Origin of the sequence: Trichocoleus desertorum AS-A10, assembly GCF_039962155.1 — a bacterium.
Classification (GTDB): Bacteria; Cyanobacteriota; Cyanobacteriia; order FACHB-46; family FACHB-46; genus Trichocoleus.
The window spans coordinates 1-22,629 of the sequence record NZ_JAMPKN010000052.1 but is presented as its reverse complement, the minus strand read 5'-3'; the positions used below and the strand labels follow the sequence as shown (position 1 = coordinate 22,629).

19 protein-coding genes and 1 pseudogene are annotated in these 22,629 nt (G+C 46.8%); 6 read left to right on the top strand and 14 right to left on the bottom strand.

What is annotated here, in order from left to right; all coding sequences use genetic code 11:
• The 5 genes from NDA01_RS27665 to NDA01_RS27645 all read right to left on the bottom strand — a co-directional run.
• Positions 1-584 (bottom strand): vWA domain-containing protein (locus tag NDA01_RS27665; RefSeq protein ID WP_348230546.1); only part of this gene is annotated, 584 nt, incomplete at its 3' end.
• Between the two features lie 213 nt (positions 585-797).
• A complete protein-coding gene (locus tag NDA01_RS27660) occupies positions 798-1,862 on the bottom strand; it encodes a PDDEXK nuclease domain-containing protein (protein WP_348230545.1) in 1,065 nt (354 codons plus the stop codon).
• A gap of 34 nt (positions 1,863-1,896) precedes the next feature.
• Positions 1,897-2,832 (bottom strand): ParB/RepB/Spo0J family partition protein, encoded by a 936-nt coding sequence (locus tag NDA01_RS27655; protein ID WP_348230544.1) that lies wholly within the window; start codon positions 2,830-2,832, stop codon positions 1,897-1,899.
• Positions 2,825-3,469: an AAA family ATPase gene (locus NDA01_RS27650; RefSeq protein WP_190552720.1), complete on the bottom strand. Its 645-nt coding sequence runs from the start codon at positions 3,467-3,469 to the stop codon at positions 2,825-2,827. The genes NDA01_RS27655 and NDA01_RS27650 overlap by 8 nt, the downstream gene beginning before the upstream one ends.
• A 269-nt stretch (positions 3,470-3,738) precedes the next feature.
• Positions 3,739-3,948 carry a hypothetical protein gene (locus NDA01_RS27645; protein WP_348230543.1) on the bottom strand — a complete coding sequence of 70 codons (210 nt, stop codon included), beginning with the start codon at positions 3,946-3,948 and terminating at the stop codon, positions 3,739-3,741.
• 1,016 nt (positions 3,949-4,964) lie between these two features.
• Here NDA01_RS27645 and NDA01_RS27640 point away from each other — a divergent pair.
• A complete protein-coding gene (locus NDA01_RS27640) occupies positions 4,965-7,964 on the top strand; it encodes a plasmid replication protein, CyRepA1 family (RefSeq protein WP_348230542.1) in 3,000 nt (999 codons plus the stop codon).
• Between the two features lie 50 nt (positions 7,965-8,014).
• On the opposite strand, the gene NDA01_RS27635 is transcribed toward NDA01_RS27640, so the two are convergent.
• From NDA01_RS27635 to NDA01_RS27625, 3 genes are read right to left on the bottom strand one after another with little or no spacing between them, the layout of a single operon-like run.
• Entirely contained in the window at positions 8,015-9,679 is a 1,665-nt protein-coding gene (locus tag NDA01_RS27635; protein ID WP_348230541.1) for a hypothetical protein, read from the bottom strand.
• Positions 9,680-9,724: 45 nt separating this feature from the next.
• Positions 9,725-10,003, bottom strand: a complete 279-nt coding sequence (locus NDA01_RS27630; protein WP_348230540.1) for a hypothetical protein — start codon at positions 10,001-10,003, stop codon at positions 9,725-9,727.
• Between the two features lie 6 nt (positions 10,004-10,009).
• Complete coding sequence (locus tag NDA01_RS27625) at positions 10,010-11,296, bottom strand: recombinase family protein (RefSeq protein ID WP_348230539.1); 1,287 nt, start codon at positions 11,294-11,296, stop codon at positions 10,010-10,012.
• 307 nt (positions 11,297-11,603) lie between these two features.
• On the opposite strand from NDA01_RS27625, the gene NDA01_RS27620 reads away from it, so the two are divergent.
• Positions 11,604-11,786: a hypothetical protein gene (locus NDA01_RS27620; protein WP_348230538.1), complete on the top strand. Its 183-nt coding sequence runs from the start codon at positions 11,604-11,606 to the stop codon at positions 11,784-11,786.
• Positions 11,787-11,796: 10 nt separating this feature from the next.
• On the opposite strand, the gene NDA01_RS27615 is transcribed toward NDA01_RS27620, so the two are convergent.
• The 3 genes from NDA01_RS27615 to NDA01_RS27605 all read right to left on the bottom strand — a co-directional run bounded on the left by NDA01_RS27615 (position 11,797) and on the right by NDA01_RS27605 (position 14,653).
• Positions 11,797-13,170, bottom strand: a complete 1,374-nt coding sequence (locus tag NDA01_RS27615) for a hypothetical protein (RefSeq protein WP_348230537.1) — start codon at positions 13,168-13,170, stop codon at positions 11,797-11,799.
• Positions 13,171-13,913: 743 nt separating this feature from the next.
• Positions 13,914-14,249: a XisI protein gene (locus tag NDA01_RS27610; RefSeq protein WP_348230536.1), complete on the bottom strand. Its 336-nt coding sequence runs from the start codon at positions 14,247-14,249 to the stop codon at positions 13,914-13,916.
• Positions 14,237-14,653: a XisH family protein gene (locus NDA01_RS27605; RefSeq protein ID WP_348230535.1), complete on the bottom strand. Its 417-nt coding sequence runs from the start codon at positions 14,651-14,653 to the stop codon at positions 14,237-14,239. Before NDA01_RS27605 ends, NDA01_RS27610 begins: the two co-directional genes overlap by 13 nt.
• Positions 14,654-14,967: 314 nt before the next feature.
• Between NDA01_RS27605 and NDA01_RS27600 the strand changes: the two genes are divergently transcribed.
• Entirely contained in the window at positions 14,968-15,732 is a 765-nt protein-coding gene (locus NDA01_RS27600; RefSeq protein WP_348230534.1) for a ParA family protein, read from the top strand.
• On the top strand, positions 15,725-16,156 hold the full coding sequence (locus NDA01_RS27595) for a carboxysome distribution maintenance protein McdB (protein WP_348230533.1): 432 nt from the start codon (positions 15,725-15,727) through the stop codon (positions 16,154-16,156). The genes NDA01_RS27600 and NDA01_RS27595 overlap by 8 nt, the downstream gene beginning before the upstream one ends.
• A gap of 341 nt (positions 16,157-16,497) precedes the next feature.
• Here the strand turns inward: NDA01_RS27595 and NDA01_RS27590 are convergent, their stop codons facing one another.
• Together NDA01_RS27590 and NDA01_RS27585 are read right to left on the bottom strand one after the other, a co-directional pair.
• A complete protein-coding gene (locus NDA01_RS27590) occupies positions 16,498-18,597 on the bottom strand; it encodes a pentapeptide repeat-containing protein (protein ID WP_348230532.1) in 2,100 nt (699 codons plus the stop codon).
• A 49-nt stretch (positions 18,598-18,646) separates the two neighbouring features.
• On the bottom strand, positions 18,647-19,276 hold the full coding sequence (locus NDA01_RS27585; protein ID WP_348230531.1) for a recombinase family protein: 630 nt from the start codon (positions 19,274-19,276) through the stop codon (positions 18,647-18,649).
• 270 nt (positions 19,277-19,546) lie between these two features.
• Here NDA01_RS27585 and NDA01_RS27580 point away from each other — a divergent pair.
• Together NDA01_RS27580 and NDA01_RS27575 are read left to right on the top strand one after the other, a co-directional pair.
• Positions 19,547-20,712, top strand: a pseudogene (locus NDA01_RS27580) (IS701 family transposase).
• Positions 20,709-20,942: a hypothetical protein gene (locus NDA01_RS27575; protein ID WP_348230530.1), complete on the top strand. Its 234-nt coding sequence runs from the start codon at positions 20,709-20,711 to the stop codon at positions 20,940-20,942. Before NDA01_RS27580 ends, NDA01_RS27575 begins: the two are co-directional and overlap by 4 nt.
• A gap of 208 nt (positions 20,943-21,150) precedes the next feature.
• Here the strand turns inward: NDA01_RS27575 and NDA01_RS27570 are convergent.
• On the bottom strand, positions 21,151-22,629 hold a 1,479-nt coding region (locus NDA01_RS27570), incomplete at its 5' end, for a C25 family cysteine peptidase (RefSeq protein ID WP_348230529.1).

Below are 22,629 nucleotides of genomic sequence, written 5' to 3'. Positions count from 1 at the left end.
AAGTTACCATTGGCCGCTCTGGCCATGCCAATTAAAAGATCTTCGTTGAAGCCCTGAGCAAACCCTAGAGTGGTGGTGACAATGCCTGCTTCTGCTTTTTGGCCTGAGGTGGCCGTCAATACTTTAGGGTCTTGAATCCCCATGTTGGCATGGCCATCGGTGAGCAGAAGGACGCGGTTAATTTTTTGAGGGTCCAGATGGGCTTTCACATACTCGCAACCTTTGAGCCATCCTCCTGACAAGTTGGTAATACCACCCGCTTGTACCCGACGAATTGCAGTTTTGAGCCCAGCTTTATCCGTCACGGGCTGAGGAGATACAGCCGTATCCACCGCATCGTCATAAACGACCACGGAGAGCGTATCTGCTGGCTCTAGTTGATCCACCACCGACTCAGCGGCTTTGAGGGCGTGATGTAGAGGCGCACCTGCCATGGAGCCTGAGCGATCGATCACTAAGGAAAGGTTCAGCTGCCGTCGAGCAGACTCAGGGTTATCAGCCCGAAACCGCAGGAGCACGTTCGTCTTTAATGCAGCGCCCATGGGTAGGATAGCCTGATCAAAGTCGTAACTCATCTGAATCATTTCGTCTTCCCTCTCCATCTGCCCAGGACAAATTACAGGCCTAATGTGCCCAATTCTGCAGCAGGCTTCACATCAGCTTCTAACGGCATTCCGCTGGGATACGCAGGATAAGTATCTCAGCCTAGTCATACTTGGGCGAGGGTAAACCGCTTTGGTACTCAAGCCAAATATAGGTGGAGCAAGTTGCCTCTACGTTCGTGGGGTGAACATGGACTAAGCTTCCATGCCTTGACCAAATTCCTCAACCACAGCAGCCACAACCTCAATTTCATGCTGCAAGTCTTCGATAGAAGGAAGCTTTGTCTTAAACTCGTCAGGTAATGCAGCCGTGGTTCGATACGTCGAAACGCTTATCGGCTGACTCATGCCACGAAGTGCATATTCAACAACAGACTTTTTCCTAGAACGACAAAGGATTATCCCAATTGTTGGATTATCGGTAGGGCGGCGTAACTTACTGTCGATCACATTTACATAGAAGTTAATTTGTCCCGAGTACTCAGGCTTGAAATCAGTTGTTTTTAACTCGATTACCACAAAACAACTGAGAGCAAGATGATAGAAGAGGAGGTCCACAAAAAACTCATCCCCCTCAACTTCAAGCCGATATTGGCTCCCCACGAAGGCGAAGCCAACACCTAGCTCAAGCAAAAACTTTTGCATATGTTCAAGCAGGGCACGCTCTAAATCGCGCTCAAGAGCTTTTTCACGCAGATCAAGGAATTCAAGATTGTATTCTGACTTCAAAAGACTTTGAGCAAGATCAGATTGTGGGGAAGGAAGTACCTCTTGGAAATTTGTTAATGCGCCACCTTGACGACTATACAGATCGCTCTCAATTTGGTGGACTAGAACGTTCCGGCTCCAACTATTCTCAATCGTCTTCTGGATGTACCAAATCCGCTGCTCTGAATCTTTTACTTTGTCCAATACTGCACAGTTATGCTTCCAAGGAATTTGTCCACCAAGCTGGTGGACAAATTCCTCATCTGGGTAAGCTTCAGCAAAAGCCCTCATATAAAGCAGGTTTGTGCGTGAGAACCCAGCCATGTCGGGAAATTCTAGGCGCAAGTCTCTAGCAAGTCGCTCAACAACTTTTGCTCCCCAGCCTTCTTTCTGTTGACGCTGAAGAATTTCTCGTCCAATTTGCCAGTAGAGCAGCACCAATTCTCGGTTAACTGCTAAAGCTGCCTTTACCTGAGTAGACCGAATTCGCTCCTTTAGATGTCGAAAAAACTCGTCGTAACTGTCAGGAAAAAGAGAAGTTTGTTTAGGCATAGTCAATATTTTTAACGGGGGCTAAGCTACCCTCCTAATCCTCTCCGGTGAGACGTTCCAACTCATCCAGCAGCTTATTAATCCGCTCGCGCTTCTTACGCTCGTTCCAAGCTTTACTCTTTTTTAGTCGCTTGGTGATTTCTGTCATGCGACCCACTAAGGCTCGCTCAGGCATTGCCTCTGGCTCTGAATCTGTCTTAAATTCTTTGATTTTTGCCTTAATCTCGTTTAGAGAAAGACCCTGAGCGATCGCCTGCTCCAGCAACTCATGCTGATGCTGTTCATCTTTTACACGAGCGATCGTGCGGGCTTTAGTGTACTCTAACTTTCCTTCACGTAGAGCATCGAGAATGTGAGATGGCAGGTTGAGTAGTGGCAATCGGCTACTACGAAAAGATTCGAGGTTAAATCGTCCTAATTCAGCTAAGTAGGATTCAACCTTTTCCAACTGAAGGGAAACATTTTTCTTCAACTCATGCCCGCGGTTTTTTGCGTTGGCTGCCTGATAGATGACTGACTTCACCTCGTCTACATTTCCATCAAGGGCGATCGCTAGTAGCTCTAGAACAGCTTCGGTTTCCTCAATCGGGTTGAGATCATCTCGTTGCAGATTTTCCATCAACGCAACTTGGAGAGCTTCTTGGTCAGAAAATTCTCTGGAGACAATCGGTACTTGAGTTAGTCCAACTTCTTTGGCTGCTCTTAAACGACGCTCTCCAGCTATAAGTTCATAGTTGCCATCCCCTGATGGACGAACCAAAACTGGCTCTAAAACTCCATGTTCTCTTACAGACGCTATCAGCTGAGCCATCTTTTCAGCATCAAAGTATCGACGGGGTTGCCGTTTAGTAGGTAGCTTAATAGCGGTTAGAGAAACGGTATTGGCGGCTTGATCTACCTCGACACTGCCAGGATTAGTCATGAAGCGTTGGATGACTGAATCGCTCAGGGTCTTGCGTTCTTTAGTCATTCATGACCTCCATCGCCTGCTTAAATAAACTTTCTAACTCACGCCGTGCTGTTCCTGCTGGAGTTCCAGTCATGTCGAAAACAGTTGCACCTTGACCAAAAGAATCTGTAATAACCTGACGTTGATGAATGATTGTTTGAAGCAAGTTAACATCTTGAACCTGTTGCAAAACAGCAAATGCCTCATCCTTTAACTTGGTTCCTTTAATCGCCTTGTTAAGGAATAGTGCGGATTTCGGTAATCCACCTCGAATTGCTTTTGCTTGCCGAACAAGGCGTACAGTATCAGAAGCACTGGCTAGATCAACACCAGCTGGCTGACAAGGAATCAATGCTAAGTCAGCCCACAGAAGAAGAGCCCTGGTTGTTTCACTGAGCGTGGCAGGACCATCTACCAATAGCCATTCATGTTCTTTAACCAGCTTTGGCAACTGTTCCAGCAATTCATTAGGATCTTGTAGAACCTGGAAAGGGATCTCATACTCTAAGGACTCCAACCAAATTGAAGAGGTTTTTTGCCCGTCTGCATCTACAAGGAAAATTGACTTCTTCTGACGCTGGAGCCAGCGAGCTAGGTGAACAGCGATCGTAGACTTCCCTGCTCCCCCTTTCTGATTTACGACAGCGATAGTGGGCATGAAGGGATTAAGAACAACAAAACAAGTTTATGTCAAAAAAGGGCGAGGGGAAACGTTTCCCGTCAGACAAAAAGCATTAGAACTAAACGATAATTTATTCGAACTTTAGTTCAGAACCCTTTGTAACGGAAGAATGCAAATTCTATATAGATTCATGAGCCCTGTTCAATGCAGGCATCAGAGTTCTGTTTTAGAATTCTGAAGTAATCAGGTTTCAACTTACCTGGAGCAAAAATCTGATGAGATGCTCTTTGAACACGCAACAAGCTTCACGCTGGATTGTTTGATTTGCGGGACTTCGTTGAAGGCTTAGCTGGAGGTTTGGGGGCGCGATCGCTTTCCACCTTCTCTAATCCATCTAGAAGCAGCCGCCTCAGCTTTTGCGCTAGAGACAGCTCAGTCCACAGCGGATTATCTGAGTACGCCTCGTCAATTCGCTCTCTGAGTCCTTCAATGTCTACCGTTACTCGATCTGCCACAATACTGGTTAGCCTAAATCTATTACCCACAGCTTAGCCTATTGGTTGTACTTCAACTTCATGTTCATTAATGTGATGCAGTTTGCATTGGATTACTGTATGTTGTATTCATGAGAACAGTCACGGCCTCTCGTCTCAGCTTCTAGCTAGAGGTATTCTGATAACGCTAGCTCTGAGGTCAAGGTAATGAAACTAGCTGCACTCAGGCAACAGGCCTCGAAGTAGGAAATGTCTTAGCACCTTCAATGGGTCAGCTGTACAACCCTGGAACTTCAAAGCTGTAATGAAGCCACAGTTCACCAACTTGAGCAAAAGTAGACTTGGATAAAGGCCTTACCAGATTCACAGCTCACAATTGCTATGATGCTGGCCTCGATGCCTATAACCTCCTTCTCTACAACTTCAACTTCACACTCAAGCGTTGAGAGATGAGTACCGCCACCTCATCGTTGAGGAGTTTCTAGCTATCCTAAGGACACTGGAGCGCATCAAACTCGGCTTAAAGCAACTGTTCTTTTTCACCTTCACTTCATAAGAACGGGAGGATGGCTGAGTTCGCCCAGTCTCTAGAAGGCTCGTTTTTCTTTCTTTCCGTTGAAATTAGAAGCGATCGCGGGGCAGATCAGGTAAACTACCATCATCGAAAATCACTAGCACAGGAGAGAGTGGACTCGATGCATTCTCAGTTTTTCTCGGTCGGGATCGCAATTGAGGTGATGGCTATGTTCTAGGGGGTCCTAGAAGCCAAAAACCCCAACTGCGGAAACAGAAGGGGTCACAAGGCTTAATTGGTTGTTTTTAGGGATAGAGGGGACTCTAACTTGTATGCTTGGCGGCGTCAGTTAGGTCGCCCACATCGTTATGCGCCTATATTAACTCGATTTGTCACGGAATTCAATTGGAATTTACATAAATTCCGCTTTGAAATTTCAGCAGCTTCAGCCTCAGTTGGGGTTGTTGTTCCTATAGCGCATAGCTCTCTATCCCTTACTTAGTAAGGATTAGGGAGATTTATTGTGAATACTCAAGTTTTGCTGAGGACTCATCCTGGGGAAGAACCTCAGGATGCGCCCTCGGCTCATATCCAATCCCCACATTGGCAAGAGTGGCTCAAGAGTGGGGTTAACCCCGAACTAATTACCAGGAGCATCAAAAGTCTGAATGGGGAGACCCCTTACGACTATCTTTGTTACTCTGCACAGTTAGAGCGCACTAACGCCGGACGACTCGTTACCCGGTTGATACGACAGTACGCTCATGTCGAGTTCGGCGGCTGGTGGTGTAACGGCCTGGACCCACTGGATGATTGGCAGCCCATGCTCTGGGGGTGCTTCAAACCCAATCGGCCCCGCATCGACTTAGAGAAGTCTAAGGTCATTAAGTACGAGCATCCGCCAAAGCTGCCGACCCGCGCTTTCTTCCTCAACCTGTCTCCGCGCCTGTGGCTGGAAGTCGCAACTCGCTATGGAGTCACTTCCACTGAAGTAGAGAGTCAGAAAGAGACCCAAGCTGTTGCATCTGAAACCGCCTCAAGATTTTGGCAGTGGGTGCTAAAACATCCTGCCATCCCAATCATTTTGGTCGAAGGAGCTAAGAAAGCGGCTTGTTTACTCAGCAATGGCTATGTGGCGATCGCCCTGCCCGGCATCTTCAACGGTCGGCGGGTGCTGCGCGATGAAGCGGGTAAAATCTGGGCCGAGTCCTTAATCCCAGAACTCGCTCTATTTGCCGTCCCCAGTCGCCGCTTCTACTTCTGCTTCGACCACGACCGCAAACCCCAAACAATCAAGAACGTCAATCTCGCCATCCTCAAAACTGGCAAGTTGCTGGAGCAACAAGGCTGCGAGGTACAAGTCATCTGCCTGCCGGGACCTGAGAAAGGGGTGGATGACTTTGTCGTCAGCCAAGGTGCTGAGGCTTTTCAAACCCTCTACTCCCAAGCCGCCGCTCTCAGCCACTGGCAGTGGGTGCAGCAACAGCGGCAACAGCTGACTTACTCTCCCAGCTTAGTTCTCAACGCTCCTGACTTGTCCCAACTTCAGTTCCCGGCCCTCACACCCTCTGATGCCAGTCCTGCCCATCAACTTAACGCTGGCATCCTGGCGATCTGCTCCAGCAAAGGTACAGGCAAAACCAAGCTGATGGCCCAACTCGTGGCTGATTCCCGCAAAGTCCTGCTGCTAACTCACCGTCGCTGCTTGGGGCGATCGCTAGCCGAACGCATGGGGCTGACCTGGAAAAGTGATGCGGATAAAGCCAATGGGCAATGGATTGATGCCCAGGGGAAAGGGACGACTCAGCGCTTAGGGCTCTGTGTCGATTCCTTGCTGTCCATCGACCCGAATCAATTTGTTGGCTGTGACCTCGTCATCGATGAAGTCTGCCAAGTTCTGACGCATCTATTAACTTCGAATACCTGCCGCAAAGATGGCAAACGCCCTGCTCTCTTAGCACGTTTACACTGGCTGATGCGCGTGGCTCACCGAGTTGTCGTGGCCGACGCGGATCTGAATGACTCCACCCTCAAGTACCTGCAACAACTCCGAGGTGAAGCCGATGACGTGAACTTGATCTACAACCATTACCAACCTCAAGGCTATCCAGTGCAGTTTCTGCATTGCCCTAATGATTCTGCCATCACGGCTCAACTATTAGAGGATATTCAAGCAGGTAAAACTGTGCTGCTGCAAACCGACTCTAAGGACTACGCTGATGCGATCGCGGCCATGCTCCCTCTTGAAAAACGTCGCATCAAGATTACCAGCGACACCTCTGGAAATGAAGAAGCGGTTGAGTTTGTCCGCCATATTAATGAGCAAGCTCCTCATTACGATGTGGTGATTGCCACGCCTTCCATGGCGACTGGGGTGAGTATCGAAGTCGATCACTTTGCGGTTGTTTATGGCGTCTTCTTTGGCACGATTCCAGATGCCGATGCCGCTCAAGCCCTGAGTCGCGTCCGTGCTCCGATTCCTCGCGTCGTTTGGTGTGCCGCTCAAGGCAAGAACTTCTCTGAGGTGGACCGCAGCGAGTACCCCTGGCAAATCAAGCGATCGCTGAAGACGAAGTTCGACCAAGAAGCGGCCTTGATTCGCTCCAGTTTGCATCCAGATTTAATTCCCGTTCTCGACACCGAGATCGATTGGGAGCAGAACCCCCATCTGAATTTGTGGGCAGATATCACTGCTAATCTCAATCAAGCCATGTGGCACTTACGGGACCAGTTGCAAGCCCGGCTTCTCTATGAAGGCAATACCGTAGAAGCGATCGCAGCAGAAGCGATGCAACCGATCAAGCAACGGGTGCAGGAAGCTAAACAGCACAATCGTGCCCTGGAGTATCAAGCGATTTCTACCGCCCCCGCATTAAGCCCCACAGAGCGACTAGCTCTAGAAGCGAAAGAAGTCCTGAGCCTGGAAGAAAAGCATGCCCTCGAAAAAGCGCGGTTGGCCGACTTTTATGCCGTTCCCTTAGAAGCAGTCACCCCAGAACTAGTCACCTTTGATGAGCGTGGTAAACGCCGAGGTCAGATTGCCCGCTTAGAGATGCTGCTTTACCCAGTCCTGGCGACTCAGAAAACGACTGAAGCGATCGCCAAGCAGAGTGTGTGGAAGCAGGGGTTGTGGATACCTGACTTACCGACTGCAGAAGGGGAACGAGTAGCTCGGGTGCTACTGGGATTACTCCCGTTTTTAGTCCCTGGTCAGGAATGGACGAATGAAGACTTAGAACCCCTAGGCGCGATCGCTCGTGGCTATGCTCAGGATGTGAAGCGCTGGTTAGGCTTTAAGATCCCCGACGATCCCGAGCAGGGCAATAATCTCTGGATCTTCCGACGACTTCTATTGCAACTTGGGATTCAAACTGCCGCTCGCCGTCAGGGAAGAAACCAAAAGCGCTCCACGTGGATTACCCCAGAAGCTTGGGACACAGTGCAGCGCATCTTAGATCGACGCCATCTGCGACGAGAGCTAGCACACTTGGCTGTCTCTCACGTCGTAACCCCCTCTAATTAATAAACTAATAGCAAAGGGTTACAACCCTGATAGGTCTTGAGGAGGTCAAACTAAGTGCATTGTTCCTCAGGTTTTGTCTCCCGTTTGAGCCATCTCCTGACTGCGTGTATGGGAACTCCGGTAGATTGCCCAATTTCTTTTAGGCACATCCCATCTCTTGATAGGAGTAGGCACTCCTCTTTGACTTCATCACTATATTTAGACTGCCTTTTAATGCCTGCTTGTTTGAGCCACAGGCTTATCTGATGCCGAGGCGCTCCAGTGGTCACCTCAACTTTATCCAGAGTCATGCCTTCCACAAATAGAGAAATACACTTCTCTTTCATTTCATCTGGATAGTGAAAGCTCTGATATAAGCCTGCTTCTGTAGCCCATGTTCTAACAGTGTTCACAGGAACTGAGCTGATTGATTCAATCTCCTTAAAGGACTTTCCAGCTTGAAAGAGTTCCAAACACTGATGTTTAACTTCTTTAGGGTGTTCTTTGCGAGCTCGCATCACGCCAGCTCGCCTGGCTACATACTGAATGTGATCTCTCGAAGCTCCAGTCAGCTGTGCAATTTCCTTAGGAGATAGACCTTTCAAGTAGAGAGCAATGATTTGCTGCTTGACTTTTGTTGCTTCGTGGTGCTCTTGCTCTAATCTTTGTAGTCTTGCCCACTTAGCGATCGTATCTTGAGGAACTTCACTTAGCTGCTCAATTTCTTTGGTTCGTGTCCCTGCTTGGTACAGAGTCAAGCATTTTTGCTTAACTTCTTCTGGGTAGTTTTTGATCCCACGACTAATATTTTCTTCTCTAGCCCAGGATTGGACACAATCTGCCTTAACTCCTGTAAGTTGCTCAATTTCTTTGGATGTTTTGCCTTCCAGGTACAGTGATAAGCACTGAAGTTTGACTTCACGTGAATGCTTGGGAATACCTCTACTAATTTTTGCTTCCACGGCCCATCGTCTAACAGCAAAACCCGGTACCCCTGTCAGTGTCTGAATTTCTTCAGGACTATTGCCTTGCCTGTAGAGATCTAAACATTTCAACTTTATGTCTTCAGGATACTGATACCTTTTCAGGAGGCCTGCTTGCCTTGCCCATACCTTCGTCATATAGCCTGCTACTCCAGTAGTAGCTTCAACTTCAGCTGGAGTTTTACCACTGATGTATAGATCAAGGCACTTTTGCTTCAACTCTTTAGAATATTTTTTGCTACGGGAAAGGCCGTTGCTTCTAACCCACTTATGGACTGTCGCTTGAGGAACACCCATCATTTCACTGATTTCACGGCCTGGCTTTCCTTGTTGATACAGATCAAGACAGGTCTGCTTGAAGTCCTGGGAGTATGAAACCGTTCGTGCTGGCAAGCCAGCTTCTTGAGCCCACGCTCTGATTCTATTGAGGCTAGTAATATTAGTTAATTGCTGTATTTCCTCAAGACGATATCCTTCAATGTAGAGTTGCAAACACTTTTGTTTGAACTCATCTGAATAGTGACGGGGATTTGGCTGGATTTTGTCTGCGGGAAGCTTTACTTGTAGCTCAGCTTGTAGTCGTTTGTAAATCTGGGCTTCGAGTTCTTGGTAGTAAGGACATTCATGGCACTCGCTACCTTGTCCAGGAGCCGGACAATTACAACTTAGTTGTACTTCTTGCAAGACTTCAGACTCTACTGTTTCGAAGCGGTTTAGGGCAGATTGCAATAAGTCTTCTAGTAGTTTTGACATGTTTATTGAAGGTCTTTAAACCTTGGTATTACAGTTAATATGTACTCAAAACTGAAGCTGTACGGATATGACAGAGCCATTTAATACGAATACTTGGCTAACTAGTTTGTGATAAACAACTTTACGCTCTTCAGCGGTGAGGCTTTGCCAAAACTGTGCATTCCTTGTTTGAGGATGATGAATAATCTTTTGAACTGTCTCGTTGAGGCAAGGTGCGTACTGTAGCTGACGCATTTCTTGGGCAACTTCTTGACGTAGTTCATCAATTCGCCTTTTAATAACTGGGTCTGAATCACCATCATCGATCTGCTCTAAGCACTGCAATTTTTTCTACTTTTTGATTAGTTGGGTTGATTCCAAAGAAACTTTTTCGCTGACTCTCAACTTTTGCCTAGTAATGGTGATGCGTTCAACTAAAGCTGTAATAATTGCCTGATCAATTTTTTCAATGCGAACACACTTATGGTTGCTGCATCCTGTACTGGAGTGGCGGCAACCATAGTATGCATAGCGTGGATTCCGCTTCAGAATGCATTTATATGTACAAGCCTGACAGAACACTAATCCAGTCAAGTAAAAGGTCGCATTTTGCCGAATGCGGCATTGAGCGTTTAATTCCATAATTTCCTGAATCTTCTCGGCTTCTCTATCAGTGATCAGCCGTTGTTCGGGATGGGTATTCTTATGAACATCCCACTTCTGGGAATCAAGCTTAAGCCCTTTTTCTCGAGTCTTACAATAAGCTGTATGTCCCTGTAAAACTGGGTTCATAAGCCAATTCTGAAGCGAGTCTCCCGAGGCCCAGAAGAGCAACTCGTCAACAGTGGCTATACACATCCGCTTAACTTTCTGGTTATCACGAGGGTTCTTATTGAGCCTCGAAGGGACCTTTTTAGGAACACCATACTTTTCATGCAACAGACGGAGCGTTTTATTACCACTGGAGGTTTGAATAAATATCTCAACTATATCTCTAGCAATGTGTGTTTTAGTCCGACACATTAGTTTGTCTGAATCATCTATTTCTTCATAAAGGTTTAGATAATCTAGTGGCCTATCTGTCAATAGGCAAAGACAAGGTCGAGTATCTAAAACATACTTACTATGTTCATCAATTCTATAAAAACTTGGTGGTCTCACACCTGCCTTGTTTTGTGCCCTGCGCTGGGCAAAACCGCTTAAAACCCTTTCTTTAATAACTCTAAGTTCATGAATAGCAAATAAAGCTTGGAGATCAAAAGAAAACTCTCCTACAGAGTTTGTTAAATCAACTTTTCCTTGATTAATCAAAGTTAAAGTGAAACTGCCTTTTTTAATTAATCTTTTAAGTTCTTGAGAAGATTCATCATTTCTAAGAACTCGATCTAAAGATTTGGCGATAACCTTATTAACAACTCCTTTTTTGATCAAATCTAATAATTGTAAAAACTCTTTTCTATCATGAACACTTCCTGACTCAACATCAATAAATAGCACATCTGGACTATGAGCCTTCACAATTTCAATCTGATGGGATAGCGAGTTAGTATCAAGAGCTTGTTCATCAGTTGAAACTCGAATGTAAGCAGCTGACACTAGCTGACCAGATGTGAAGTTCTCAGGATTTAGTATTTCCATAATTTCTCAATTAGTTTGCAAAACTACGCTCAATCTTCCGAAAATTAGGGGTGAGCTGCTTCGATGCTTATATCAGTTTATAGTACAAAAGAACTAAAACGGGATTAAAAATCAAATTTCTAGGACAAATGGCAGTTGTTAATCTCATTGATATCACTAGCCAAAAACTCAAATGAATCGCAATCAAAAGACCCTATGAGGTGAGCCTGCGGCTATGGGGTAGATAGGCTTTTGTCCTTTGTCAAAAAAACAGAAGGGCTGCCAACTCGAAGGATCTGGCGTAGGAAATCGCTGGAGTTAAACCAGTTTGGCAAAATTCAATGGAGTGTTTTTGAATGCCAAAGTTCGCAAGCATAGGAGTAAGTTCATCGAGGAGCTACCGTTTGGGGTTTGGAGCGAAAAAGGCCAGAAGGCTGGGATTAAAGAGCTTTCAGAACTGGGCACCCACTTTACGGTCAAGGGGACCGTGACCACGCATCTAGCAGATTAGTGTGCAGTCATTAGACCCCTCTAGGAGATTCTTCTAGCACTTTGGTTGGTTCTGCTGCTGGAGCTGACAATGTGGCTGTAACTGGCTCTGGTGGCTCTATTACATACAATTCTGGATGCCACAGCTCTTTGTACTTCTGCAAAGTGCTGTGGCTGCACCGTGCCAAAGAGGCGATTGCCTCGGCTCGAGCAGTGAGACGATCGGGTAGCTGACCTTGTTGGCTCAGTTCAAAGACAGCTTGTTTGATTCGGGTTTGAGCTTCTTCGGCTCGCTTCTGGTTGAAGTTGACGATGTTGTTGGCAGCATTGGGGAGTCGAAGGGTGTGATCACGCTTAGGAGAGGTGCCCAGGGGCCAGTAATAGTTTTCTACAGCGGTAGCCCATTCTTGAGCGCGACGGCTGATTTCGTGCTGGTGTTGGCACCACTCTCGATAGCCAAGGCTGTTGATGGCGGTACGTTCGATGTAATGGGCCAAGGCAGCACCGGAGAGGGATTGGAAGACGACACCGTAGCAGCCGATGGTTTTGAGCAGGTGGTTGGTTTGTCCGGGTCCGGTCCACCCTTGCTCCATTTCGGTTTCTAGTTCTTGCTGCCACAGGGCAGTGTTGCTACGGCGGTTGTAGGAGCGGTACTGATGCTGCTTCTTTGCCTGGGCGATCGCTTGATGCAGTTGCGCTAGGTCTTGAGCTGCTGCGGCTTGGTCCCACTGCTGAAAGAAGGAGGACAAATCGCTGGGCAGAGGTTGCAGGGTGTCGCTGAGGAGGACAGAGCCACTGCTGGGTTGTAGAGGCAGGCGATGGGCGTTGTACTCGCTGTATTCTCCCGCTTTGCTGTAGCGCTTGACGTTGGGGAAGACTTCGAGTTGGCCTGCTTGCAGGGGCAGGTGGTGAGCTTCCAGGCAGTGCTTCAGGGCGACGGCGAGGCCAAAGGTAGGGACGGCTTCAGGCAGAGGAATGTAAAGGTGGAGGCCACCGTTCCAGCTGGAGCGCAGCAAGAGAGTTTGATGAATTCCGATGCTAGCCAGAGCCACTCGAATGGTGGCAAGGGCTTGGCGATCGCGGGTGGGATGATGCAGGCTCAGGGCATCCAGGTCGATGAGGCCGTGGGTAGTGGTGGGGCCAAAGCGGACGCCGACAAGTTGAGCGGCATCCTGCCAGTAGGTCCAGAGACTGCGAGGCTTGAGGGGGTACTGCGTGAGGGTTTGCCAAGCGGGTTTTTGGCTGGCATCGGTGGGGGCAGGTGCGACGATCGCTTGCCAGGGGTAGGGGAAAAGCTGGCACAAGCGCTGGCCTAAGGGGTCGCAGGGGAGAGGTTCTGATAAACGCTGACGAGCCCGCTTTGGGGCGATCGCCTGACTTCCACAAGGGGCTTGTTTGCGGGGCATGATGCAACTCTCTAGTCCGGTGGGGGCAAGGGGACAGAGAGTGCCAGGTGAGTTGATACAGCCAATTACCCTGCATCAGCAGGGAGCAGTCAAAATAGCTATGCATGGTCTCTCTGTCCCGAAATAACGGCTGGACAGGGAGAGAGCGATCTGCAAATGAAGAGTTGCTAAGTCTCCTCCAAGTGCTTCACTTAACAAAAACTGATCTTTGATTTACAAAGACAACTTTGATTTTCTAAGTTTTTAGATAGCCCAATCCCTGGTGTAGAGAGGAATAGAGAGCCACTTGTCTATCTAAGGGGGGCTGAGAGGCTTGTCACCGTCAGCGGAATGACCGTAATATAGACGCATGGCAGAGTGGGTGACTTAACTGCGGGCGGCCAAGCACACAAGTTAGAGTCTCCTCTATTCCGAACCAATAATAAAAAACCTTCGAACCCCTTCTGTTAGCGCAGTTGGGGTTTTTGGTTTTTAGTAGTCATGAGACATCTTTACCTCCTCTGGTGTAACGACACGCTTCGCATCCCTACAATCACTAGTTCCCTCCATTTTTATGCAACTTGAAGAGTAGTTTACCTGATCCACCCAGCGATCGTTGCTGTTTTCAATGCAATGAAAAAATTACCTACAAATAGCTGCCAACTTTAACAAGCAGGTAATTGAATGCTGAGCATTCAACTGGCTTTTGTGCTAGTTCTAGGTTTGACTAGATGTAGAGCACTGTCTAACATTCTGGAATTTCCTCAGGCAACCCCATAACCTGTGTAGGGGCGCTTATAAGCGGGATGCAACCCCAAGACAATGTCTTCCTTGGGTATGCCCATGTCGATAAGTTCTTGCCCAACATCGATATCAGTAGTGTTTTGCTGGAGCCAAATTTTGCCATCTTTGATGTCAAAGTGGAGAACGGTGTGATAGACGCGGCTCAAGCCTTTCCACCCAACACGCATAAGCTGGTAATGGTCGCGGATAGGGTCGAAGAAGATTTCGTTTTCAACTTCTTCGTCTTGGGCCTTGTACTGGCTGTGCTGCTCCAAAAGATTTTGAACACAGGTACGGTAACGATTTAGTTTATCCATGTCACAATCTCCTCGGTGATTGGGTTGTACACAATCAGTTTTAAGCGATGGCGTTCAATAGCAACTCGGGCAAAGCGGCTCTGGAAAAAGATTTCATAGGTATCTAGGGGTACTGCCAGATAAAGCTGTCGGTCAGGTTCATTGACCTCTAGCATGATCTTATAGTTAAGAAACTGTCCCAGAGCCGTGTGGAAGTCGCTAATGGGCGACGGGCTAATGAAGCTCTTAATCTCGACGGCAATTTTCTCTTCACCCCGTTCGGCGGCGATCAACCTTTCGGCAGCCAGGTCAATTTTGACTTTAACTTCTTCCCACTCCAATTCCAGTGGATCGCTGGAAATCTGCCACCGGTCTTTTTCTAGCCCGCGTCTAACGGCTTGATGGAATAAGTCCCTAGCGCTCATACTAACCACGTCCTTCCATTGAGCAGCTCTTGCATCACCTAGTTTGCAACATTTATGCTACCGGACAGTTCGTCACAACTTGCCCACGATTAAGCTATAGAGTTCAGTCTTTTTGACAACCATGCAGAGCTTGAACTAACAGAAATAAGAGCCTCGAAACAAAGAGAATAGTTACTGAGCCAGTTCGTTGTCAGAGCCTAGAGACCCACACAGATATCCAGAAGTCTAGATATCTACAAGTACAGATATCTTTATATCTAGAAATATAGAAACATTGACTGTATCTTTGCAGTATTACAATCAAAGGCTCAACCATGCGGACTTGCTCATGCATTTCCCTATCAGGCGGGCAGGGAAAAACAACCACTATCTTTTTCACTTCGCTCCTGCTGGCAAAGCAGGGGAAACGAATATTAGCGATTGACTCTGACCCTCAAGCGAATTTAACCTTCTACCTGAACCATGAGGTTCAGCCCAACCAACCAAGTCTTTTGGAAGTGCTCACTGGGCAGGTAGCAACTGAGGACGGTATCTATGAAACAAGCTATGAAAATCTTTATCTCATTCCCGCCGATCGCGGCCTATTCAAAGTTTCAGACTACTTAAGCAGCAGCGGCACGGGAGCCTTCATTCTTAAACTTCGGCTCAAATTAGTTGCTGACTTATTTGACTACGTTCTCATTGATGTTCAACCCTCTCGCTCCCAGCTCTGCCTTACCGCAGTTGGAGCATCAGATTATGTCCTCATTCCGGTAGAAGCAAATGTTAAAGGCATGAATAGTCTGATGGACACCTTCGACTTTCTTCAAGAACAGTCTAACTTGATGGCATTTACTGGAAGGATTTTAGGTGTGGTTCCTTTTCGCGATCGCTGGGTAGGTAACACTCAAACTTTAGAAGGTCGGCAGAACATTGAAGCAATGAAGGAATTTGTTGGGGACATCCCTGTCCTCGCCTCGATTCGTGAATCTGAAAAATTCAAGAATGCCATCCGTCAAGGCAAGTTGCTTTCCGATATGAGTCAAACAGATTTGCAATACCCCTTTGAACAGATCGCTGAGGCACTAAGACATGAGTGATGCTTTGGAGCGCCTTAAGAAACGCAATCGTCCAACCGTTTCTAACCGAGATGCATCCTTAGCTCCCACTCCTCAGTCTATAGCAGATCCAGATATCGAGACATCTAGATATCTGGACTTAGATGGTTCTGAATCTCTAGAATCCCAGATATCTCAATCTCCTGAACCTGAACAACCACTTAAGACTAAGCAGACTACCCTAAGGCTAGAGCAGGAAATCGGCGATCGCCTGCAAAAACTATGCAGGCAAAACGGCATCTGCCGCGAGGTTCTGATCGAAGCAATGTTTGAGTACAGCGAAGCCAATTCAGATGCTTTGCGGGATATATTGTCCGAAGCAAGAAACAAAAACGAACAACGACAGCAGATTGCAAACCTTAGACGTGCCAAATCTATGATGGAGCGTTTTGGGCAATCTACTTAAGTCAAAACTGGTTGCCTTGGAACAACTCGCATGTTCGTTATGTTGAACTGGGGCAAAGGATTTGCAGTCCTTTCATGGAAATAATAAAGCGGTCTCTGGCTATAGGTTGTAGAGAACGCTTTACTTTTCTTGCCTAAACTTTGCCTAAATACAGGCAGAGGTCCCACAACTTTTGAGCTTTTGACCCCTACAACCCCAAAGTAGGAATTTAATGCTTATGGTCTTTGAACGCTAATGCTTTTAAGCATTCTCAATAAATGAGATATCAGCAACATCACAATTTCTGAAGTAAGAGCGATCAGGTGATTAGAATACAGCAAGTTTATTGTTGAGCTAGTTAGCTAGTTGGGAGGTTGTAAATCATGTTGCTGGTTGGTTTCTAAAAGTGGTGAGTGCTGTACGGGGTTAGACTGCTTAATCTCGATTGGAATACCCAACTTTTCAGATAGCTCCAGAATATTGTTGCTAAAGTCAGTAGCTCCAGCAACAAACCCGGCGACAGTACTAGCTACCGTTAATAATGCAACTATGCGTGTTTGAATTCTTTGAGGCTTTCGCTTCTCAGGTGTATTAATATCTTCTTGTAAATCATCTAAATGCAATAGGATTTGGTCACGCTGGGTATGTGGAAAATTCTGTGCTGTCGCACGCAAAGACTTGATTGTTTTAGTGATTTCATCAACATTTTGTCCAATGCTTTGAGAAAATTCAGTAATAGTTCCGCTACCACTTTGAACAAATCCGATATGTTCAGCATGGATTGTAGTTTGATTAGTAGGTTCTTTCTCAGCCATTGTTTTTACGACTTCTGTTAGATTTGTATTACTCTGATATTGACGCTCTAATTCTTCTCGATATATCGCAACTTTCTCCTCCTTTGCTTGCAGCTTCGCTTCATATAATTCTGCTTGAAACTTCATCTGGAGCTTGGTTTCATATAGTTCTTTTACCTGACGCTCCATTTCTATTGTGTTTATTTGTGGTGAAACCTCTAACCTAATCAGGAAAGCCTCACCACTTTTCTTCTCAAGCGCCTGAATAGATATGTTTTCTTCCCCATACTGCGCCCGTAGCTCTTGAAATGATTGAAAGAAAGCGTTCCAATCAATTCCATCAATGAAACAAACTTCAACAGTTTCTATTGCTTTCTGGGCTAAAATTGTAAACTCTCCGGAAGCAAAACTGCCACTTCTGGGACGACGCTCCTTACAACTGTGCTTCTTGTATATATAATCGCAGATTATTCCAGTTAAATTAGTTGTAAGATTAATGTTCCAATCCTCTATACACGCCCCAGTTAATCTTGCTTTAGTAAAGTCAGTTTCTATGGCTTGTGTCCGCATCAAGTTGGCTTGCTCCAAACAAGCTCTGGATAAATTTGCTCTGATAAGACCCGCTTCTGAAAGATCAGCTTGACGAAGGTCTGCTTCTTCTAAATTAACTCTGAATAGTTTAGCTCTAAATAAATATGCCTTAAAAAGACATGCTCTATAAAGATCTGCTCCTTTTAGGTCAACTCTCATAAAGTTTCCATCAATATCTAATCCTGCAAGATCCGCACTAGCAAGATTTGCATGCGTTAGATTCGCTTCCCTAAGACTTGCTTCGATTAAACTTGCTTTTCTCAAATCAGCACTATGCAGATTCGCTTGATTTAACTTCGCTCCTCTAAGATTGGAGTTACTAAGATTAGCATTCCTAAGATCTGCACCACTAAAATCAAATTGACTAAGATCGGTGTCACTAAAGTTTACTTCTTTAAGATCCTTACCTCGTAAATCTTTTGTTTTATTTACCTGATTAACGACTGACCAAACAAAAAACCACTTTTCTTCTAAACACGTTTTTTGATCAATTAGAGTTTCATGTAAAAAGGCTCCACTTAAATTTGCCGACTGTAAGATGGCCCCGCATAAATTAGCTTTTCTTAAGTCGGCTTTATGAAGATCAGCAGAAAGGAGAATGGCCTTACTAAGGTCAGCATTATTAAGGTTAGCTAAACTTAAATTGCTATGACTAAGATTAACGCCCCTTAAGTTAGCACGATTGAGTTCACTTCCTTGAAAACTTGCTCCTCTGAGCTTTGCTCCACTCAAGTCAGCATCTATAAGTTTGGAGCAACTAAGCACTGCTTCTTCTAAATTAGCATTGCCAAAAGTAGTTGATTCCAAGTTAACTCCGCTTAAGCCAGTCTTATAGAGATTGGCTCCGTCAAAATTAGCTCCATTAAGACTAGCTCGGTTTATGTTCGCATTGCTTAAATTTGCACCGCTAAAATTAACTCCTTGTAAGTTAGCTTCTGAAAGGAAAGCCTCTTTCAGCTCGGCACCTCTTAGATCTACTCCACTGAGATCAGGTTTGATATCCCACTTTTCTTTCCTCCAACAATTCCAATTTTCAGTTCCTTTTCTAAGTTGAACAAGATGCTCTTCGCAAGCCAATTTACTTTCCTTCTATAATCGAAAAAAGCTCGACAGGGAGCCAGGATTATCAGCTCCGAACTGAGTGATGAGGTATCTCTAGTCTAGCTAGATACCTCTTTACGGTGCTATAAGAGAGACTCGTTTCACGAGCTATTTTTCCTTGCGAGTATCCAGCAGCTTGCAGTTCGGCCAGTTGGTTTTTCCATTGTTCCAAGCCATTAGGACGACCTAAGATTTTTCCCTGAGATCGCACTCGTTGGAGCCCTGCCTTGGTTCGCTCTGAGATGCGGACTGCTTCTTGTTGCGCGAGGTAGACCAACACTCCCACAACAATGTGGGCTACCAATTCATTCTCGGTATCCAGCAGCGGCTCAGTGTAGCTCTTGAATCTACAGCCTAGATTGCTGAGCTGCTGGAGGTAAGCGATCGTCTTGCGGATGCCTTCGCGACTAAAGCGATCGAGCGACCAAAACACCAACACATCAAACTTTTGCTTTGCTGCATCCTCAAACATGCGGCTGAAGTCGCCCCGCTCACGCTTCCCCTTTCGGCCCGACTCGCGATCGATGTAGGTTGCAACAACCTGCCAACCTTGGCGATCGCAAAATTGTTGTAGTTGCAGAAGTTGATTGTTTGTCTCCTGTCCTTTGTCAGTTGTTGAGACTCGTAAGTAGAGAGCGCAAACTGTTTTCTTCATGCAGCAAGGCTATCAAAAAAGGGCCGTTTTTTGATAGAGCTTCTACTCAAAACTCCCACCCTGATTTAGGGTCGTTTGAGCCTCTTCAATTCATACTCTTTTTTTGATAGTCGTTAACTGCTTTTTAACTAGCTTGTTACCAATGAACAATTGCGTACTACAACAGGCTTTCTACAGTTGCAGATCACGTAATACAGAGTTAGCGTGAACGTAAGTTGAGACAGACAGAGTCAGGAGGACTGTATGTCTGTAGCTACCTCCCCTCATCTTTTGGGTCCTGATTCATCAAATTCAACTCGATTAACTGTTGATACTTCTCCTCGCTGGCAGGCTGAACTAGACCATCTCTGCCGTCGCATTAGCTCTCGCTTTGCTCGCACAGAAGCTAAAGCCAGAGCCAGAGCTTACCTCATCGGCTTGCTGAGTGAAGTGGAACGCAAGAATGCTTGGCAACTGGCCGAACAGTTAGGAGACAGCCATCCTTACGGCATTCAACATTTTCTCAGTCGCGCTCAGTGGGAAGCAGACTTGGTCCGAGATGATCTGCGGGACTATGTACTCTCTCGCTTAGCAGACCCTCAAGCCGTTTTAGTCATCGATGAAACCGGGTTTCTCAAAAAAGGCAACCACTCGGTCGGGGTACAACGACAATACTATGGCACGACTGGACAGATTGAGAATTGCCAAGTTGGGGTGTTTCTAGTCTATGCCACGCCTCAGAGCTATACGTTTCTAGACCGAGAACTCTATCTACCCAAACGCTGGGCCAACGATATTCAACGACGACAAGAAGTGGGCATTCCAGAGACCGTTCAATTTGCCACCAAAGCCCAACTCGCTCGGCAACTGTTGGAGCGGACGTTGGCGGATGGGGTCACCGCAGCCTGGGTAACTGCAGATGAAGTGTATGGTCATGATTGCCCCTTGCGTTTGTGGCTGGAGCAATGCCGCCAAGCTTATGTGCTAACCGTACCGACCAGTACCCAGGTGTGGGTCGATGCCTCTGTTGCCGCATCGATGAGTTGGCGGCAAGTTGGCCTGAGGAGGAGTGGGTCCGGCTCAGTTGCGGAGAAGGGTCGAAAGGTCCCCGTGAGTATGAATGGATTGGCATGCCCCTCAGTGGTTCGCCTGCTCCGACTTGGCAACGCTGGGGATTAGTCAGACGCAAATGCAACCAACCTCAAGATCTGGACTACTTCCTGGTCTTTGCTCCAGCCAACACGACTTTACCAGCAATGGTGGAAGTGGTGGGGCGACGCTGGACGATTGAAACCTGTTTCGAAACCGCTAAAGGGGAGGTCGGGCTCGACCAGTATGAGGTGCGCTCTTGGCCGGGATGGTATCGTCACATCACGATGGCGATGCTGGCTCATGCTTATCTCACAGTCATGCAAGCGGATGACCCAGCCCATCATCTGCAAAAAAGGGGGGCGTGATCCTCTCTAGTCTCGCCTCACCTCTGCAAGCACCCTTCAGCCCCATTCGTTTGATTCCACTGACCCTGCCTGAGGTCCGTCGTTTGCTCTGGCGCTTAGTTTTTCGGGTGCTGCCTTGCCTTGAGCACATTTTGCACTGGTCTTATTGGCGACGTCGCCATCAAGCAATCGCTCGGCTGTATCACTATAAGCGCCACTTATCCACCTCTTCTACACAAATACAACTGTAGAGCTGGACTAATTTTGGCCTTGAAAATGCAACAGCATCCATACTACAAGCCTGAGTGCTTTTGAAGCCTGGAATCCTCATTCTCTCCTTGAGTAATTGCGTCTGGGGGGCAACTAATTAAAGGTATGAACCCACGGGGCTAGCCCCGGCAGTTAGTCCGCCCCTTGGGGCGGGGAATGAACCCAAAGAGATTCAACAGGATCAATGCCTTATTGACCAGTGCCTTCGATACGGTCAAGCTTTTGCTTTAAAATGTCCATTGCTGCCTGTAGGCTAGTCACTTCTGTTTGCAAAGTTTTTACCTGGTTTTCTAGTTGAATTAAACGATCGCTCTCTTTTGATATTGGTTCAGAACGTTGAACTGCTACCGTACTGTTAATCGGTGGTTGAGAGGGAATACCCGATGGTTTGAACCAAATGATGGGTTTTACCTCATCAGTGCTTTGAGGTGAAGATTGACTGATCGCTACCCTTACTGCCGGATCGCCGAAAATAGCGAAATTACGAGCATTGTGACTGCGAGTCCAGAGTTCGGCAATTTCTTTATCCTTCTTCTTGTCGTTCTGAATGCCTAGATTACAATCTGAGGCTAATTCGGCATATTCCTGGTTAAAGTATTCCATCGCGTAGCCCACCGGACATCGTCGTATTAGGCAAGTCAGGGCACTCTGAAACACAGCCCATTGTTTGATTTGACTATTTTTAAATGAGTGAGTCCAGGCTCGATCGATGTGTCCAATGACTGCTAAAGCTCCCCCTTTTTCATGACTGAGGAGTTTTTGGGGTAGGCGGGCCACAAAAGGTTGTTCAGCTAGCTCGGCTTCTCCATCTCGATGTTTGAAGTCATTGAATTGAGGCGTACCCAAGCCATAGCAGGCAAAATGAAAGGCAATCATGCCGTGGAGATTGGCATTAGCTTGAATATCCGCAGCACCAAAGAGATGTTGATCTGGGTCCGGCTTACCCAGGAATTGTTCCCAGTCTTGGGTAATAAAAGCCCCCTGATAATCTCGTTGTTCGGGGTGTCCTTTAGGATAACCAACACCGTGGCTGGCGGTAAATAGGAGGGCAGGGGCAGGTTCTTGATTGAGGAGTCGATCGAGGTTAGCTTTAGTTGCAGAGAGCTCAGGAGCAGTCTCATTTTCCCCCATCAAGAGAGAAGTTGCCCAATCAGGATAGGTATTGGTGAGCCACTGAGACAAGGGTGCAACCAGATATTTGGTACTGAGTTGTGTAGCCTTGTCTCCTCGGTTGCTGACACTCCAGAAGCTGATTTGACGCGATCGCTCAATGCTTTCTACTTCAGCCCGCACAACACTTTGAGCGTAATAGGCATACTCGTCTAAGGTGTCGAAGTAGATGCGACCTACAGCATATTGCACGTCGAGTTGATACTGAAACTCATAGGGAATTGTGGCGGGGTTTCCTACAATGAGCAGATAGTAAGGCACACCTCGGTCGGGATCGACCGCCCCAGAGATGGGAGCACCCTGCTTAGCCAAAAACTGGTTCTTGTCCCACTTAGGATCAAAGACAAACTCTTTGTAATAGTCAGATCGGTTGAGGCTGGCTTGCCGCTGTCGATGAGCTAACAATAGCCCCAAACCATCGTCGGACTGGAGAGCCTCTAATGTGTAGTTGGTGTAGTTCTGTGCAAAGATAACACCCCATCCAGCTTTGGCTAAATC

What these genes read in the sequence shown, in the direction of transcription:
- NDA01_RS27660 (WP_348230545.1), bottom strand. Translation starts at nt 1,862, where the DNA reads ATGCCTAAACAAACTTCTCTTTTTCCTGACAGTTACGACGAGTTTTTT.
- NDA01_RS27655 (WP_348230544.1), bottom strand. Translation starts at nt 2,832, where the DNA reads ATGACTAAAGAACGCAAGACCCTGAGCGATTCAGTCATCCAACGCTTC.
- NDA01_RS27650 (WP_190552720.1), bottom strand. Translation starts at nt 3,469, where the DNA reads ATGCCCACTATCGCTGTCGTAAATCAGAAAGGGGGAGCAGGGAAGTCT.
- NDA01_RS27635 (WP_348230541.1), bottom strand. Translation starts at nt 9,679, where the DNA reads ATGTCAAAACTACTAGAAGACTTATTGCAATCTGCCCTAAACCGCTTC.
- NDA01_RS27625 (WP_348230539.1), bottom strand. Translation starts at nt 11,296, where the DNA reads ATGGAAATACTAAATCCTGAGAACTTCACATCTGGTCAGCTAGTGTCA.
- NDA01_RS27615 (WP_348230537.1), bottom strand. Translation starts at nt 13,170, where the DNA reads ATGCCCCGCAAACAAGCCCCTTGTGGAAGTCAGGCGATCGCCCCAAAG.
- NDA01_RS27610 (WP_348230536.1), bottom strand. Translation starts at nt 14,249, where the DNA reads ATGGATAAACTAAATCGTTACCGTACCTGTGTTCAAAATCTTTTGGAG.
- NDA01_RS27605 (WP_348230535.1), bottom strand. Translation starts at nt 14,653, where the DNA reads ATGAGCGCTAGGGACTTATTCCATCAAGCCGTTAGACGCGGGCTAGAA.
- NDA01_RS27600 (WP_348230534.1), top strand. Translation starts at nt 14,968, where the DNA reads ATGCGGACTTGCTCATGCATTTCCCTATCAGGCGGGCAGGGAAAAACA.
- NDA01_RS27595 (WP_348230533.1), top strand. Translation starts at nt 15,725, where the DNA reads ATGAGTGATGCTTTGGAGCGCCTTAAGAAACGCAATCGTCCAACCGTT.
- NDA01_RS27585 (WP_348230531.1), bottom strand. Translation starts at nt 19,276, where the DNA reads ATGAAGAAAACAGTTTGCGCTCTCTACTTACGAGTCTCAACAACTGAC.